This window comes from Rhodococcus sp. NPDC055024, from assembly GCF_053608585.1.
In genome coordinates this window covers 262,273-277,107 of record NZ_JBSGVT010000005.1, presented here as the reverse complement: position 1 = coordinate 277,107, position 14,835 = coordinate 262,273, and the positions used below count along the sequence as shown (strand labels likewise).

General features: G+C 63.8%; 15 protein-coding genes. 10 read left to right on the top strand and 5 right to left on the bottom strand.

Annotation, left to right across the window (positions count from 1 at the left end; genetic code table 11):
- Positions 1-41 precede the first annotated feature (41 nt).
- The gene (locus ACWF6P_RS14145) at positions 42-413 is read right to left on the bottom strand and encodes a plastocyanin/azurin family copper-binding protein (RefSeq protein ID WP_378649340.1); all 372 of its coding nucleotides are present in this window, start codon (positions 411-413) and stop codon (positions 42-44) included.
- A gap of 38 nt (positions 414-451) precedes the next feature.
- Here ACWF6P_RS14145 and ACWF6P_RS14140 point away from each other — a divergent pair, with 38 nt between their 5' ends.
- From ACWF6P_RS14140 to tsaD, 7 genes are all read left to right on the top strand, one after another.
- The gene (locus ACWF6P_RS14140; RefSeq protein ID WP_452621409.1) at positions 452-1,885 is read left to right on the top strand and encodes an NAD(P)H-hydrate dehydratase; all 1,434 of its coding nucleotides are present in this window, start codon (positions 452-454) and stop codon (positions 1,883-1,885) included.
- A gap of 55 nt (positions 1,886-1,940) precedes the next feature.
- Positions 1,941-3,143, top strand: a complete 1,203-nt coding sequence (gene alr, locus ACWF6P_RS14135; protein WP_452621408.1) for an alanine racemase — start codon at positions 1,941-1,943, stop codon at positions 3,141-3,143.
- On the top strand, positions 3,140-4,192 hold the full coding sequence (locus tag ACWF6P_RS14130) for an alpha/beta fold hydrolase (protein ID WP_452621407.1): 1,053 nt from the start codon (positions 3,140-3,142) through the stop codon (positions 4,190-4,192). The genes alr and ACWF6P_RS14130 overlap by 4 nt, the downstream gene beginning before the upstream one ends.
- Positions 4,182-4,670, top strand: a complete 489-nt coding sequence (tsaE, locus tag ACWF6P_RS14125; RefSeq protein WP_452621406.1) for a tRNA (adenosine(37)-N6)-threonylcarbamoyltransferase complex ATPase subunit type 1 TsaE — start codon at positions 4,182-4,184, stop codon at positions 4,668-4,670. The genes ACWF6P_RS14130 and tsaE overlap by 11 nt, the downstream gene beginning before the upstream one ends.
- Positions 4,671-4,780: 110 nt before the next feature.
- Positions 4,781-5,434 (top strand): tRNA (adenosine(37)-N6)-threonylcarbamoyltransferase complex dimerization subunit type 1 TsaB, encoded by a 654-nt coding sequence (tsaB, locus tag ACWF6P_RS14120; RefSeq protein ID WP_452621405.1) that lies wholly within the window; start codon positions 4,781-4,783, stop codon positions 5,432-5,434.
- Between the two features lie 27 nt (positions 5,435-5,461).
- The gene (rimI, locus tag ACWF6P_RS14115; protein ID WP_378549971.1) at positions 5,462-5,956 is read left to right on the top strand and encodes a ribosomal protein S18-alanine N-acetyltransferase; all 495 of its coding nucleotides are present in this window, start codon (positions 5,462-5,464) and stop codon (positions 5,954-5,956) included.
- A complete protein-coding gene (gene tsaD / locus ACWF6P_RS14110; RefSeq protein WP_452621404.1) occupies positions 5,953-6,990 on the top strand; it encodes a tRNA (adenosine(37)-N6)-threonylcarbamoyltransferase complex transferase subunit TsaD in 1,038 nt (345 codons plus the stop codon). Before rimI ends, tsaD begins: the two co-directional genes overlap by 4 nt.
- A 20-nt stretch (positions 6,991-7,010) precedes the next feature.
- Here the strand turns inward: tsaD and ACWF6P_RS14105 are convergent, their stop codons facing one another.
- Positions 7,011-8,510, bottom strand: a complete 1,500-nt coding sequence (locus tag ACWF6P_RS14105; RefSeq protein WP_452621403.1) for an Hsp70 family protein — start codon at positions 8,508-8,510, stop codon at positions 7,011-7,013.
- Positions 8,511-8,761: 251 nt separating this feature from the next.
- Between ACWF6P_RS14105 and ACWF6P_RS14100 the strand changes: the two genes are divergently transcribed.
- The gene (locus ACWF6P_RS14100; RefSeq protein WP_452621402.1) at positions 8,762-9,322 is read left to right on the top strand and encodes a potassium channel family protein; all 561 of its coding nucleotides are present in this window, start codon (positions 8,762-8,764) and stop codon (positions 9,320-9,322) included.
- Between the two features lie 19 nt (positions 9,323-9,341).
- Here ACWF6P_RS14100 and ACWF6P_RS14095 read toward each other — a convergent pair whose 3' ends face one another.
- On the bottom strand, positions 9,342-11,057 hold the full coding sequence (locus ACWF6P_RS14095) for a TIGR03767 family metallophosphoesterase (protein ID WP_452621401.1): 1,716 nt from the start codon (positions 11,055-11,057) through the stop codon (positions 9,342-9,344).
- Positions 11,058-11,290: 233 nt separating this feature from the next.
- Here ACWF6P_RS14095 and groES point away from each other — a divergent pair, with 233 nt between their 5' ends.
- A complete protein-coding gene (groES, locus tag ACWF6P_RS14090) occupies positions 11,291-11,590 on the top strand; it encodes a co-chaperone GroES (RefSeq protein WP_003940763.1) in 300 nt (99 codons plus the stop codon).
- An 86-nt stretch (positions 11,591-11,676) separates the two neighbouring features.
- Positions 11,677-13,287, top strand: a complete 1,611-nt coding sequence (gene groL / locus ACWF6P_RS14085) for a chaperonin GroEL (RefSeq protein ID WP_452621400.1) — start codon at positions 11,677-11,679, stop codon at positions 13,285-13,287.
- A 76-nt stretch (positions 13,288-13,363) separates the two neighbouring features.
- On the opposite strand, the gene ACWF6P_RS14080 is transcribed toward groL, so the two are convergent.
- Together ACWF6P_RS14080 and ACWF6P_RS14075 are read right to left on the bottom strand one after the other, a co-directional pair.
- Positions 13,364-14,101, bottom strand: a complete 738-nt coding sequence (locus tag ACWF6P_RS14080) for an anti-sigma factor (protein ID WP_452621399.1) — start codon at positions 14,099-14,101, stop codon at positions 13,364-13,366.
- Between the two features lies 1 nt (position 14,102).
- The gene (locus ACWF6P_RS14075; protein ID WP_452621398.1) at positions 14,103-14,771 is read right to left on the bottom strand and encodes a sigma-70 family RNA polymerase sigma factor; all 669 of its coding nucleotides are present in this window, start codon (positions 14,769-14,771) and stop codon (positions 14,103-14,105) included.
- Between the last annotated feature and the right edge of the window lie 64 nt (positions 14,772-14,835).

Sequence of the window (14,835 nt, the reverse complement as noted above, 5' to 3'; positions counted from 1 at the left end):
ACACGGGCCCCGCAGTCGAAAGACTGTGGGGCCCGAGTGCGTTACTGCGCCGCAACGACGACGGTTCCGCGCATCTCGGGATGAGGTGTGCAGGTGTAGTCGTAGGTCCCGGGTTCGGTGAACGTGTAGGTGTAGGTTCCCGACTTCTTGAGTGGGCTGCGGAGTTTGCCCTTGGCGTCACCGAGGCCGCTGACGTCGTGAGCCATTCCGTTGTCGTCGAACACCCACGTGACCGTCTCGCCGACGTTCACGGTGATGGAAGCGGGGGAGTACGCCATCCCGGAGATTGTGACCACAGGTCCGCTGGCCGTCGTTTCCGGAGTCGGTGGCGTGGAGTCGGTCGTGGAACTGCACCCGACCAAGCCGAGAGCGAGCACGAGTCCCGCGATTGCCGGGCGAAGACGTGATTTCATGGTTCCGAGGGTAGCGACGGCAACTGAAGGGTTCCGACATGCGTGGGTTCTACACAGCCGATCAGGTGCGAGCAGCGGAGGCGCCACTGCTCGACAAGCTGCCGGACGGGGTACTGATGCGTCGAGCGGCCTACGGTCTCGCGCGAGTCGTCGCGGACGAATTACGTTCGCGCACAGGATCAGTCGCACATCGGTCCGTGACGCTTCTGGTCGGTACCGGCGACAACGGCGGTGACGCCCTGTGGGCCGGTGCGTTGCTCCGCAAACGAGGTGTGAGTGTCCGGGCCGTGCTGCTCGACCCGGCCCGCGCTCATCGGGCGGGCCTCGACGCTCTTCTGAAGGCCGGTGGCCGAGTCGCCGCCGAAGTCGGGTCGCCGGATCTGGTGATCGACGGCATCGTCGGGATTTCCGGGCACGGCGTTCTGCGGCCGAATGCGGCTGCGCTCGTCGGCCAGGTGGATGCGCCGATCGTGGCGGTCGATCTGCCGAGCGGCGTCGACGCGAACACCGGCGCAGTGGACGGTCCGTCGGTAAGCGCTGATGTGACAGTCACCTTCGGTGCGCTCAAACCGGTACATGTACTCGCGGCTCCGCTGTGTGGTCGTGTCGAACTCGTGGACATCGGATTGAGCGTCGGTGAACCGGAGTTCGGCTCACTCGATCCGGCCGAGGTCGGCGCGCTGTGGCCGGTACCTGGTCCGGAGGACGACAAGTATTCGCAGGGTGTGGTGGGCATCGTTGCGGGAAGCGAGCAGTATCCGGGCGCGGGCGTGCTCTGTACCGGCGCCGCGGTGACCGCGACCTCCGGTCTGGTCTGCTACGCCGGGCACGGAGCCGCAGAGGTGCTGTCCCGGTTCCCGGAGGTGATCGCCAGTGAGACGTTCGAGGCTGCGGGGCGAGTTCAGGCCTGGGTGGTCGGCCCAGGTATGGGTACCGACGATGCCGCTGCGCGACTTCTCGCGTCGGTACTCGCTACCGATGTGCCTGTTGTCGTCGATGCGGACGGACTGACCCTGCTGGCTCAGCGTCCCGAACTTGTCGCAGCACGGGCCGTGCCGACACTTCTGACTCCCCACGCCGGCGAGTTCGCACGATTCACACCCCTCGGCGACGACAGAATCGCAGCCACGCGCGCTCTTGCCGGACGACTCGGAGTCACGGTGCTACTGAAGGGCCGTACGACGGTGATCTCGGATCCGGGCGGTGAGGTCCTGGTCAACGACGCCGGCGGCTCCTGGGCGTCGACGGCAGGCTCGGGTGACATCCTCTCCGGTGTGATCGGCGCTTTGCTGGCTGCGGGTCTGAGCCCTCTCGAAGCCGGGGCCGTCGGCGCGCGGGCCCACGCGTTGGCTGCGAATATCGCCGCCGCGGGCGATCAGAGCGATGTCGCCGGAGCACCGATTTCGGCGTCACCCCTGCTGGGAGGACTGCGCGAGTCGGTGCGTGTGCTCCGCTCTTTTGTCCAGAACTGAGTGTGTTCAAACCCGAACACGTGTCCGATCCTGTGTGGGTGGCAGGATTGTCGCCATGACGCTTGCCCAGGGAAGAGCACCGAAGGAGCCTGCGGAGGGGAAGTCGAGCCAACTCGACATCGCAGTATGGCCGCAGACAGAGGCAGTCGTCGATCTGGACGCTATCGCGCACAACGTGCGAGTTCTGCGTGAATTTGCCGGGGATGCAGCGTTGATGGCGGTCATCAAGGCGGACGGATACAACCACGGCGCAGTTGCGGTGGCACGGACGGCACTCTCAGCCGGAGCCCGGGAACTCGGCGTCACCACCATCGCCGAGGCATTGGTTCTTCGCGAGGCAGGCATCACCGCTCCTGTCCTGGCCTGGTTGCACGGCGTCGACGCCGATTTCGCGTCGGCGATCCGCTCCGACGTCGAGATCGGGGTCTCCTCGCCGCGACACCTGGCTGCGGTGGTCGACGCGGCACGAGTTCTGGGACTACCGGCGACGGTGACGCTCAAGGTGGACACCGGTCTCAATCGCAACGGCGTATCGAGAACCGAGTGGCCGCAGATGCTCGACGACCTCGCCGCTGCCCGGGACGAGGGCACGATCCGGCTACGCGGAGTGTTCTCGCACCTCGCGCACTCCGACGAGCCACATCACGACGTCATCGACATGCAGAAGCAACGCCTGATCGACGCGGTTGCCGACGTCCGTGCCCACGGATTCGACCCCGAAGTTGTTCATCTTTCCAACTCGGCAGCGACGGTTACCCGCCCTGACCTGCGATTTGACATGGTTCGACCCGGAATAGCGATATATGGATTGTCTCCGGTGCCCGAACTCGGAGATTTCGGTTTACGACCGGCGATGACGCTGCGAGCGAAGGTGATTCTGGTGAAGAAGGTGGCCGCCGGAGAGGGCGTCTCCTACGGGCATCAGTGGGTCGCACCGCACGACACCACTCTTGCTCTGCTGCCCGTCGGCTATGCCGACGGTTTGTCTCGTTCACTGAGCGGCAAGTTCGAAGTGCAGTTGGGCGGTAAGCGTCGCCAGGCAGTCGGGCGTATCTGCATGGACCAGGTGTTGGTGGACCTGGGGCCGGACGGCGACGGAGTTCGCGAAGGCGACACCGCGATCTTCTTCGGCAACGGCGATCACGGCGAACCCAACGCGCAGGCCTGGGCCGACGTACTCGACACCATTCACTACGAGGTCGTGACCGGAATACGTGGACGCACAGTGCGTACGTACATCGGGGGAGAGACGTCATGAAGACTGCAGGAAAGATGAGCATTCTCGGTGGCCTGCTCAGCGCTGTGGCACTCGGGTCGATGGCCGGCGTGAACGCATTCAAGACCGCGACGCGTCCGGGCCGGGAAATCTACGCCGACGAGGACTTCGACCTCATGACGCGCGACCGCAAGAGCACTGTGCGCTCCGAGGACGGCGTCGAGCTGGCAGTTCGCGAAGTGGGGCCGGACGACGCTCCGCTGACAGTCGTTTTCGTGCACGGATATTGCCTGAGCGCGCTGTCCTGGCATTTCCAGCGCCGCCAGCTCGAAGAGCGATGGGGCAACAAGGTTCGCATGGTGTTCTACGACCAGCGCGGACACGGAGATTCGGGTATGCCGCGCTCGAAGAGTTGTACGGTTTCGCAGCTCGGCCGCGATCTCGCGACCGTCGTCGAGGCCAAGGTACCCAAGGGCCCGATAGTTCTCGTCGGTCACTCGATGGGCGGTATGACGGTACTCGCGCTCGCCGGGCAGCGACCCGAATGGTTCGAGGGCCGAGTGATCGGCGTCGGGCTGGTCGCGACGACGGCGGCAGGTCTGGCCGAGACCGGTCTGACCCGCAATCTGCAGAACCCGATCATCGACGGATTCCGGTTGGCAGTGCGCACCTCACCGGGAGTGGTTCAGCACGCCCGGGGCGCTGCGCGAGTATTGATCACGCCGATCCTGCGCGCGGCGTCGTACGGCACCGATGTGAGCCCGCGGCTGCATGAACTCTCGGACGGCATGCTCGATCGGACCTCGGTCGTGACCATCGTGAATTTCCTGCGGACGTTGGAACTGCACGACGAGTCCGCGTCCCTCGAGGTCCTCGCGCACACACCAGCAGTGGTGATCTGCGGCGATCAAGACATGATGATTCCGTTCATCAGCTCCAAGCGTCTCGCTGCCGATCTTCCCGAATCCGAACTCGTGCGAGTTCACGGGGCCGGCCATCTGGTGCAGCTCGAGTTCCCGGCGATCGTCACCGACGCAATCGACAAGCTGGTGCAGCGTGCGAAGGTCGAAGAGCGTTCCGATGTCGGCTGAGAACTTCACCGGACTTCCCGAATCCGGACAGATCACGTTGGAAACGGCCGAGGACACCGAGGCTTTCGGCCGACGATTGGCGGCGGGGCTTGTTGCCGGCGACCTGGTAGTGCTCGACGGACCGCTCGGGGCAGGCAAGACAGCGTTGACTCGCGGGATCGGAGCGGGCCTCGGCGTGCAGGGCCGGGTGACGTCCCCCACGTTTGTCATAGCCCGTGAGCATCGACCGGGCACCCGTCCCAGCGGCGGCGATCCCGTCGGCATGATTCACGTCGATGCATACCGACTGGGCGACAGCGGACCGCACGCACTCGACGAACTCGATGCTCTCGACCTCGATACAGACCTCACCGACGCAGTGGTGGTTGTCGAATGGGGTGGCGACGTTGTGGAAAGGCTCGTCGAACGGCACCTGCGAGTGCAGCTTCATCGGGAACCTGAATCAGATGTGCGGACGGCCAGCTGGGCCTGGACGTAGTGAAACGGAGTTTCGGGTCACAGACGTAGTGAAACGGAGTTTCGGGTCACAGGCGTCGTGACCCTCCCAGGCCGGAAGTAGTTCTTCACGTGCGGGTACCCTGAGAAATCGTGCTTGTTCTCGCAATTGACACCTCCACTCCGGCAGTCACTGCCGGGGTCGTCTCCCTGTCGGCTTCGTCACCGGAAACAGTGGAGACGCTTGCCGTGCGTGTCACGGTCAATCCTCGTGCGCACGCCGAGGTCCTGACTCCTCACGTCCTCGAATGCCTCGCCGAGGCAGGGCTCACACCGGCCGAGTTGAACGCCGTCGTAGTGGGTGTCGGGCCGGGGCCGTACACAGGCTTGCGTGTCGGCATGGCGACTGGCGCTGCCTTCGGCGATGCTCTCGGTGTTCCCGTGTACGGCGTCTGCAGCCTCGACGCCATCGCGGCTGCGGTACCGACCACGGAGAGCTTGCTCGTCGTGACCGACGCGAGGCGTCGGGAGATCTATTGGGCGCGCTACGACGGCGGTGCGCGCGTCGAAGGGCCGGCTGTGAATTCCGCCGGCGACGTTGATCCTTCGCCCTCGACGCTGATTGCCGGATCCGCGTCGCACGTGGACTTCTTCGATCTTCCCGTCGAACCGGCTGAGACACCGTCACCGGCCGGGTTGGTTACAGTCGCTGCTCGCGAGGTTCTGGCCGGCTCGGTTCCTGCCCCGCTCGAGCCGCTGTACCTCCGACGCCCGGATGCGAAGACCCTCGCAGAACGTGGCAAGTGAGACAGAGCCGGTGAAGTGACAGAGCAGATGAAGTACAGCATCGAGCCGATGAATGTCGATGACGCCGAACGGTGTGCGGAGTTGGAACGCGCCTTGTTCGCGGGCGACGGGCCATGGAGCGCGCAAGCTTTCGTCTCGGAACTTGCGGGCGCACATAATCATTATTTCGTTGCCAGAGAACCCGACGGTCATGTCCTCGGCTACGCCGGAGTCGCATTGTTGGGGGCGTCGCCGAACATGGAGGCCGAGGTTCACACCATCGGCACGGATCCTTCGGCTCAGCGGGTGGGAATCGGCAGCGCGTTGCTCGATGCGCTTCTGACGCTGGCGGATTCACGGCAGTGCCCGGTGTTCCTGGAAGTGCGTACCGACAACGAACCTGCGATCGCGCTGTACCGGCGTGAAGGATTCGAGATCGTCGGAACGCGAAAGAAGTACTACCAGCCCAGTGGGGCAGATGCGTACACGATGCGACGGCCCGCCGTGCTCGGTGTCCGCGAAACTGAGGAGCAGCAAGCATGATCGTCATGGGTGTCGAAAGCTCTTGCGACGAAACAGGAGTCGGTATCGTTCGCTGGAACGGCGATGGAACCTGCGACCTGTTGGCCGACGAGGTGGCCTCGAGCGTGGATCAGCACGCCAGGTACGGCGGAGTGGTTCCCGAAGTAGCCTCGCGGGCTCACCTCGAGGCCATAGTGCCGACGATGCGCCGCGCCCTTGCCGTCGCCGGTGTCGAGAAGCCCGACGCGCTTGCCGTCACCATCGGACCTGGCCTGGCCGGCGCGCTGCTGGTCGGTGTTGCCGCCGCGAAAGCTTATGCGGCAGCATGGAACATCCCGTTCTATGCGGTCAATCACCTCGGTGGTCACGTCTCTGTGGACACTCTCGAGCACGGTCCGTTGCCCTCGTGCGTCGCATTGCTCGTCTCCGGTGGTCACACGCACCTGCTTCACGTCGAAAATCTGGGTAAGCCCATTGTCGAACTGGGCACGACTGTCGACGACGCCGCCGGCGAGGCCTTCGACAAGGTGGCCAGACTGCTCGGACTCGGATTTCCCGGCGGACCGGCACTCGATGCTGCTGCGCAAGAGGGAGATCGGAACGCAATCGCCTTTCCTCGTGGCATGACCGGCCCGCGCGATTCGCGGCACGACTTCTCGTTCTCGGGACTCAAGACGTCGGTCGCTCGCTATGTCGAATCGAAAGAGCGTGCAGGCGAGTCCTTTTCGATCCCGGACATCGCTGCCTCGTTCCAGGAAGCGGTTGCCGACGTACTGACGATGAAGGCAGTGCGTGCAGCCAAGGATGTCGGAGTCGACACGTTGGTTCTCGGCGGCGGTGCCACGGCCAATTCACGTATCCGCTCACTCGCCGAGCAGCGCTGCGCCGAAGCTGGAATCACGTTGCGAATTCCGAAACCTCGACTCTGCACGGACAACGGCGTCATGATCGCTTCGTTGACCGCCCACCTCATCGGGAACGGCGCAGGCCCTTCGGAACTGAGTGTTGCGACCGACCCGGGGTTGTCGGTCTCGGTCAGCCAGTTGATGCGCTGAGAATCAGGCTGCGCTGAGAATCAACCGACTGGGGCCGGTTCCGGATCCGGTGTGGTCGCGGCACCCGGTTCGGGCGTCGAGGTGTTCGGTTCACCGGGCTTTGTCGTCGGATTACTCCCACCGGGGGTCGTGATTTCCGTTTCGGTGGAACCGGATCCGGGATTTTCCGGTGTCGTCGGGTTTTCGCCGCCGCTCTCGCCCGGGCCGATACCGCCGCCCGGGTTGCCCTCGGTCGGATCGATCGGTGGCGTCGCCTCCGTGTCAGGGAGCGTCGGCCACCATGCCGGCGGATCGGGCAGTGTGATTCCAGGGATGGTCGGCCAACTCGGAGTGGTTGTTGTCGTGGTCGGCGGCGCGGTTGTGGTCGAGGTGTCCGGTATCGGCGCCGGCGGAAGCGTGTACTGATGCGTTGTGTGCGTGTGCGTGTCGTACGGCTGTGAGTCGAACGGCGTTGTGGGATAACCGTACTGCGGGTACGTGCTACCCGCTACCGAAGGTAGGGGATCATGAGACGGGATGATTGTCGAACCGGTGCTCAGCGTCGCTTCGGGGCTCACCGTCGTCGTGGTCGAACCGGTTCCGGCGGGCGAGACTGCGGTGTCATCGGTCGGCACCAATTCCTTTGCGCCGTAACCCAGTACAAGTCCGCCGACGACGAGCGCGCCGATCAGAGCGCCCGAGACCTTGGCTGTGGATCCAGAGCGCTGTGCAGTTCCGGAGCCCAGCAAGGGGAAACGGATTGCGGTGATCGAATCGGCAAGGAGCGCAGCACCTTTGGTTGCCGCAGTCTCGGGCTCGTCGATCTCGACCAGGGGGAGGTCGACGGCAGCAGCGACAGCGGACCGCACGGCTGGAATGTGTGCGCCACCGCCGATGAGTACGACGGCACCGACGGGCCGAGGCGAGCCGTTCACGACTTCACGGATGAAGGCGACAGCGCGCTCGATGTCCGGGGCAATGATGGCCTCGAACTCGTCGCGCGAGATCGACATCGCATCGACGGGAAGGTCGATGGTGACCTTGGCGGCCGTCGACAGTTGTTCCTTCGCGACGTGGCACCGGGCGGCAAGTAGTTCCGCGTCGGTGTAGCGGCGCAGGTGCCCTGCGGCCTTCTCCGTGACGAACTCGACGAGAGCCCGGTCGATTCCGGCCCCCGCGAGGGCGTCGATACGGTCGGAATGCAGAACTTCACCGGTGTGGTCGACGACGGACACGGTCAGGCCCTGATCTCCGACGTCCACCTGAGCTGTCGTGTCGTACCGCTCTGTTTTCCCGGTCTCGGCAAGGTAGGCGTGTACGGCGGCAGGTTCGGGGATGGCACGGACCTGCTTCGGCGAGCGGGAAAGCGACGACCTGATGCTCGCGAGTTGGTCGTCCGTGCGATAGCTGACACCGATCGAGCGCGGCGCCGCAGATCCGTCCGTTACCTGCGTCGTCATCAGCTTGATGGAAGCGCGAACGAGGTCGCCGACGTTGGAATTGGCCTGATCGGCCGAGACGAATCGGGTCTCGGCAGGCACGGCTCCTGGTGTGTTTGTGCTGGTATCGGTGTCGACGAGGGCTGAATAGACTCCGGAAGATCCAGTGGAAATTCCCAGTGAACAACTCATCGCGCACCTCCTCACAGTCAATACCGGTCAGTGTTCAATCGACCGCCGTTATATGAACGTTACAGAAGGTTCGTGAGGATTGCTCAGTGCTTTTCGTCTCTGTGATGCTCATTTCGGACCGAAAGGGTGGTTTTACCTGGGAAATTGTCGATCATTGATTCATGCAGAAAAAAGGCGATTCTCCCCACATCGACGGGGGGCGGCGACGCGCGCTGATCCGTGGCGCCGTTCTTCGACCCACGCTGACGGTGATCGCCTTCGGATGCGCATATTTCTTCCTGCCGTGGATCGACGTTCACACGGCGGGTGCGATCTCTCTCTTGATCGGTGGCGGCGCCGCGGTGCTTGCCGTTACCACCTGGCAGGTGTGGCGAATTCTGCGTTCCGATGTGCCTTCTCTGCAGGCGGTGGAAGCTGTGGCGGTGGTGATGCCGACGTACTTGTTGTTGGTGTCCATCACCTATTTTTCGGTCGAGCATGCGAGCGCCGGCAGCTTCACTGAACCACTGTCACGGATGGCGGCGCTGTATTTCTCGCTGTCCGTCTTCTCGACCGTCGGTTTCGGCGACATCGCGGCGCAAACGGATCTGGCCAGGGGGCTTGTGAGCCTGCAGATCATCTGCAATCTGGTGTTGATCGGGTTCGGTGTTCGATTCGTGGTTGCCGCAGTGTCGTGGGCGAAAGCGCACCGCTCGGGTTCGAGCGGACCTGAAATCGCCTAGGGCACTGCGGCAATCGGGATCATCGTCCGGTGTGAACCAACAATTCGACGTTCTGATCGACGCCGGTACCGGTCAACTTCGGGTCGCGGTGGATGTCGTTGAACGACAGTTCCCGATACAGCGAGGCGAGCCCGGCTGCCGACTTGTCGCTGTAGTCGACGGAATTGGGACTCTCCGCCTCGAAGAGCGTCGCAAGCAACGACACCGTTCCGTCGTTGTTGTCCGCGATCTCGACGATGCGTCCGAGTTGCGGGTAGTCGATGTGAGAGGCGGTGTTGATCTCCCAGAAGCCCTGCTCGGGGGTCGCTCCGGGCCACGGGGTGATCTTGTTCTCGTGAGTGTGTCCGTTGACCCATGCGAGCACGTTCGGGAAGCGGTGCAGCAAGTCGAGAAGCTGGGAACCGCGGAAGCGCGGCTCGAGGATGTTCTCGGGGTCGGGAATGAGATTGTCCATCGTGTCGCTTGTGTGGTGACTGAACAGTACGAAGTACGTGTCACTACGCGACTCGGTGACACGCGAGCCCGCTGCGTCGTAGTAGGTGCTGCTGCCGGCGCGCAGGGTGCTCTCGATCCACTGGAACTGAGCGGCGCCCAACGAGCCGTCGACGAAGCCCGCGCGGTTGGTGGAGTCCATGCTGATGCCGACGACGCCCGGTGCGATCTCGAACGAGTAGTAGCCGATCCCGGTTTCGCCGGCGTCGGGGGCGAAACCGTGCCCGACGGGGCCGGGGCCGGTGTGCGCGGGATCAAGATGTGCGGCGATGAACTGTCGCGGTGTGAACGGTGCGCGCGACGGGTCGGGGGTGACCTGGCGCGGCGGCGTCGTGAAGGCGGACAGGATTCCGGGAATCGCACTGGGATCGAACTTGGTGGCGATGTCGATCTGCTTGGCCTGCTCGGGTGAACCGGGCACCTCGAATTTGAGAGATCCCGTGTACATCGCCTCGAGCGGCGGGATGCCGCTGGGCACCGTGCCGGACACCGAATCGTCGTGATTGCCGAACACGCAATACCAAGGGATGTTCAGGCCGGGGCTCGACACGGGAGTGAAAGCGGCACCGAAGAAATCGGGGATCTCGGGGAAACCGGCCTTCTTGTACATGTCGAGCATCGGTGACTCAGGGTTCCAGTACAGATCCGCGCCGGAGTTCTGCACACCCTCGTAGCGATCCTTGGCGCCGGTGTTGGCAACGACGGTTCCGCCGTTGAGGGAGGTGAGGAACCAGTCGAGTTCGGCGAATTCTTTGTTGTCCGTGTTGTCGCCGGTGGTGACAACGGCATCGAAGGGTCGCGACGTGTGTGGGCCACTGCCGATCGAATTGACTCGTCGGACAAGTGAAATCAGCCCGTGTGCCGTCAGGGTCTCCTGTGGGCGGAACGCCGAGCCGGTGATCTGGTGGACGTACTCGAATCGCATGGGGGACTGGGCGTCGACGATGTGGACGTCGGTCAGCTGCACGAGCGAGGCGAGTGCGGTGCGGCGATCCTCGCGTCCTGACTTCGGCTCGGCCAACTCGCTGCGCACGATGTTCGCCCAACCCGGCCCGGCGGTGAGCTTGGTGTAGCCGCTGCTGCTGACGGGGGTGGACACGGACTCGAGAGTGGTGCCAGGACCTGACGTCGGAATGGTCGACGCGCCTGCATATTGCAGGCCCCACGGCTTGCCAAGGCTGACCGCGCCGACGGCGCCGAGTCCGGCGAAGGTCAGAAAACTACGGCGATTGATGTTCGTCACGAAGTGAACAATAGGTGAACGTGGTGGACGGCTGTCCTGTTTCGCTCTGGACGAAGAGAAAAATGCGCCCAGTCCTTGAGGGTTGGCACTCTCACGTATAGAGTGCCAATTGGCGCTGATCGAGTTCCGGCACCCGCGACGACGGGACTGCAGTGACGCGCCGTAAACGGCATACCCAAACAGCTGTCCGAGGATCGCCTCGGACGCACATACCCCAAAGTGGAGGGCTCATCGTGGCGAGCGTCAACATCAAGCCGCTCGAGGACAAGATCCTCGTCCAGGCCAACGAGGCTGAAACGACGACGGCTTCCGGCCTGGTCATTCCTGACACAGCCAAGGAAAAGCCCCAGGAGGGCACCGTCGTTGCAGTCGGCGAAGGCCGCGTCAACGAGCAGGGCAACCGCATCCCGGTCGACGTCAAGGAGGGTGACACGGTCATCTACTCCAAGTACGGCGGAACCGAGATCAAGTACGCCGGCCAGGAATACCTGATCCTGTCGGCACGCGACGTGCTGGCTGTCGTCTCCAAGTAAGACACACGTGATCCGCCCCGGAGTCCACACAGGATCCCGGGGCGGAATGCGTTCACGCCCCGAAGATTCAGGAGCTGACAGAACAGATGTCCAAGCAAATTGCGTTCAACGAGACCGCACGCCGCGCTCTCGAAGCCGGAGTCGACAAGCTTGCCGACGCCGTCAAGGTGACCTTGGGCCCGCGTGGACGCCACGTCGTGCTCGCCAAGGCATTCGGCGGCCCCACCGTCACCAACGACGGTGTGAGCATCGCCCGTGAGATCGAGCTCGAAGATCCCTTCGAGAACCTCGGCGCACAGCTCGTCAAGAGCGTCGCCACCAAGACCAACGATGTTGCCGGCGACGGCACCACCACCGCGACCGTCCTGGCCCAGGCCATCGTCCGCGGCGGACTCAAGAACATCGCTGCGGGTGCAAACCCGATGGCGCTCGGCGTCGGCATCAACGCCGCAGCCGACAAGGTCGTCGAGGAACTGCTCGCCGCAGCCACCCCCGTCGAGGGCGAGAAGTCGATTGCTCAGGTCGCTACGGTCTCCTCGCGTGACGAAGAGATCGGCAAGCTCGTCGGCGAGGCACTCACACGTGTCGGAACCGACGGCGTCGTGACGGTCGAGGAATCCTCCACCGTTGCAACCGAACTCGTTGTCACCGAAGGCGTTCAGTTCGACAAGGGCTACCTCTCGCCTTACTTCGTCACCGACATCGATGCGCAGAAAGCCGTCTACGAAGACGCGCTGATCCTGCTCTTCCGCGAGAAGATCAGCTCACTTCCCGACTTCCTGCCGCTGCTCGAGAAGGTTGCCGAATCCGGCAAGCCGCTCTTGATCATCGCCGAGGACGTCGAGGGTGAAGTTCTCTCCACCCTGGTGGTCAACTCCATTCGCAAGACCATCAAGGCCGTCGCCGTCAAGGCGCCGTTCTTCGGTGATCGTCGCAAGGCATTCCTCGACGACCTCGCAGTCGTCACGGCAGGCACCGTCATCAACACCGACGTCGGTCTTTCCCTCAAGGAAGCCGGCCTCGAACTGCTCGGTAGCGCTCGCCGCGTTGTCGTCACCAAGGACGAGACGGTCATCGTCGACGGTGCAGGCACCTCTGACGACATCGCGACCCGCGTTGCGCAGCTGCGTCGCGAGATCGAGAACACCGATTCGGATTGGGACCGCGAGAAGCTCGAAGAGCGTCTGGCAAAGCTGTCCGGCGGCGTGGCCGTCATCAAGGTCGGCGCAGCCACCGAAACCGATCTGAAGGAACGCAAGTTCCGCGTCGAGGATGCGGTCAACGCAGCCAAGGCAGCAGTTGCCGAGGGCATCGTCCCCGGTGGCGGATCGGCTCTCGTACAGGCCGGTACGGCACTGATCGGGAACCTCGGACTGTCGGGCGACGAGGCCACCGGCGTAGCCGTGGTCCGTGAAGCCCTCAACGCACCGTTGTTCTGGATCTCCAGCAACGCAGGCATCGACGGTTCCGTCGTTGTCAGCAAGGTCGCCGAGATGACCAAGGGCGAAGGCTTCAACGCCGCCACCCTCACTTACGGCAACCTGCTTGCCGACGGCGTCGTCGACCCGGTCAAGGTCACTCGCTCGGCAGTGGTCAACGCCGCTTCCGTCGCGCGCATGATCCTCACCACCGAGAGCGCCGTCGTCGAGAAGCCGACCGAGGTAGTTGCCGACACCGGACACGGTCACAGCCACTAATTCGCTGCTCGTAGTTTCGACAAAGAAGAGATCCCCCACCGGAAACCGGTGGGGGATCTCTTCTTTCGTTCGGTGATCAGATGAGCGGGATCGTCGCGAACGGCTCGCTGGTCGGCTGCTGCGATCCGCCGGGAGGTTCGACCGTGAACGCCAACTTCGTGTTCGGGCCGATGCCGTCGAGCACCACCTGGGTAGTGGGTTTGACGTCGCCCGGAGCCATCGTCCCCATCGGGATCATCGTGGTGCTGTCGGTGTCGCCCGGCACCAGCCACATCTGGTAGACGGTATCCGGACTCGGGGGAGTCACGTCGTTCATCACGAGGACTGCGGCGTCTTCGGAGGGCGAGAACAGCGTCGTGGCACTTCCGCCGCCCGGGATTTCACGCGTCGTGGCATGAACGTCGGGTGCTGCCATGATTTCGGATGCGGGGTTCTGCGGCGGCGTGTTGTCGGACAGCGTGCGTCCGATTCCGATGCCGCCGACCAGGATTGCGACTGCGGCGGCCGCCGCAAGAGCCATGGTCCACGGGCGTCGACGGTTACGACGCTCGGCCAGCGAGATCGGGGCGTCGGCAGCAGCGGTCTGTTCCGAGATCGAGGCGAGGACGCTGCTGCGCAGTGACGGCGGGGGCTCGACGGCATCGACAACGGTCATCGCAGCCATGGTTTCGGCGGTGAGTCGGACCTGGGCGTCGAATTCGGCTCGGGTCGCGGAGTCCGAAGCGGCAAGTCGTCTGTCGACCTCACGGCGCTCGTCGAGGTCCAACGCATCGATCGCGTAGGCGTACGCGTAGTCGATCAGCTCTTCGTCCATCTCACATCACCCCCAAACATCCACGTAGGCGCAGTAGTCCGTCGCGAATTCGCGACTTGATCGTGGGAATCGCCACGCCGAGATCTTCGGCCACCTCGCGGTACGTTCGGCCGCCGTAGTAGGCGAGAGTCACCGATTGGCGCTGAGTGTCCGTCAGCGATTCGAGACAGTCGGTGACAGCACGATGCTCGTCTCTTCGTGTCACTTCGTCGCTGACGACGTCGAACTCGGGAGTCGCATTGGTGGTGTCGTAGAGAGCCTGTCGATCCGAACTCGACTGTTCGGAGCGGACGCGGTCCACCGCGCGGCGGTGAGCGAGCGTCAGGAGCCAGGAGAGTGCGGACCCCTTGGCCGGATCGAAACTGTCGGCCGATTTCCAGGCTTGGAGGTAGACCTCTTGGACAGCTTCCTCGGAGAAGCCTGGATCACGGAGTACACGCAGAACCATGCCGTAGACGCGGGAGCTGGTTCGGTCGTAGAACTCGGCAAAGGCGCTCTGGTCGCCGTCGGCAACGTTCGCGAGGATCACTGCCAGCTCGCGTGATTCCACGATTCGCGCGGTGCGGGCCGCAGAATTGTCCGTCGGGCATGCGTCGGCCGCATCCGACGCATGGTCTGGCTCGCTCACGAAGAGTTGTCTCGCTTCATCGCGTACAACCGTAGCGTGCATGTCCGGTTCTTTTCTCTCGGCCCGCCGTTGGCCGCTGTGCGCCTTTATTAACCGCGGGGGGTTA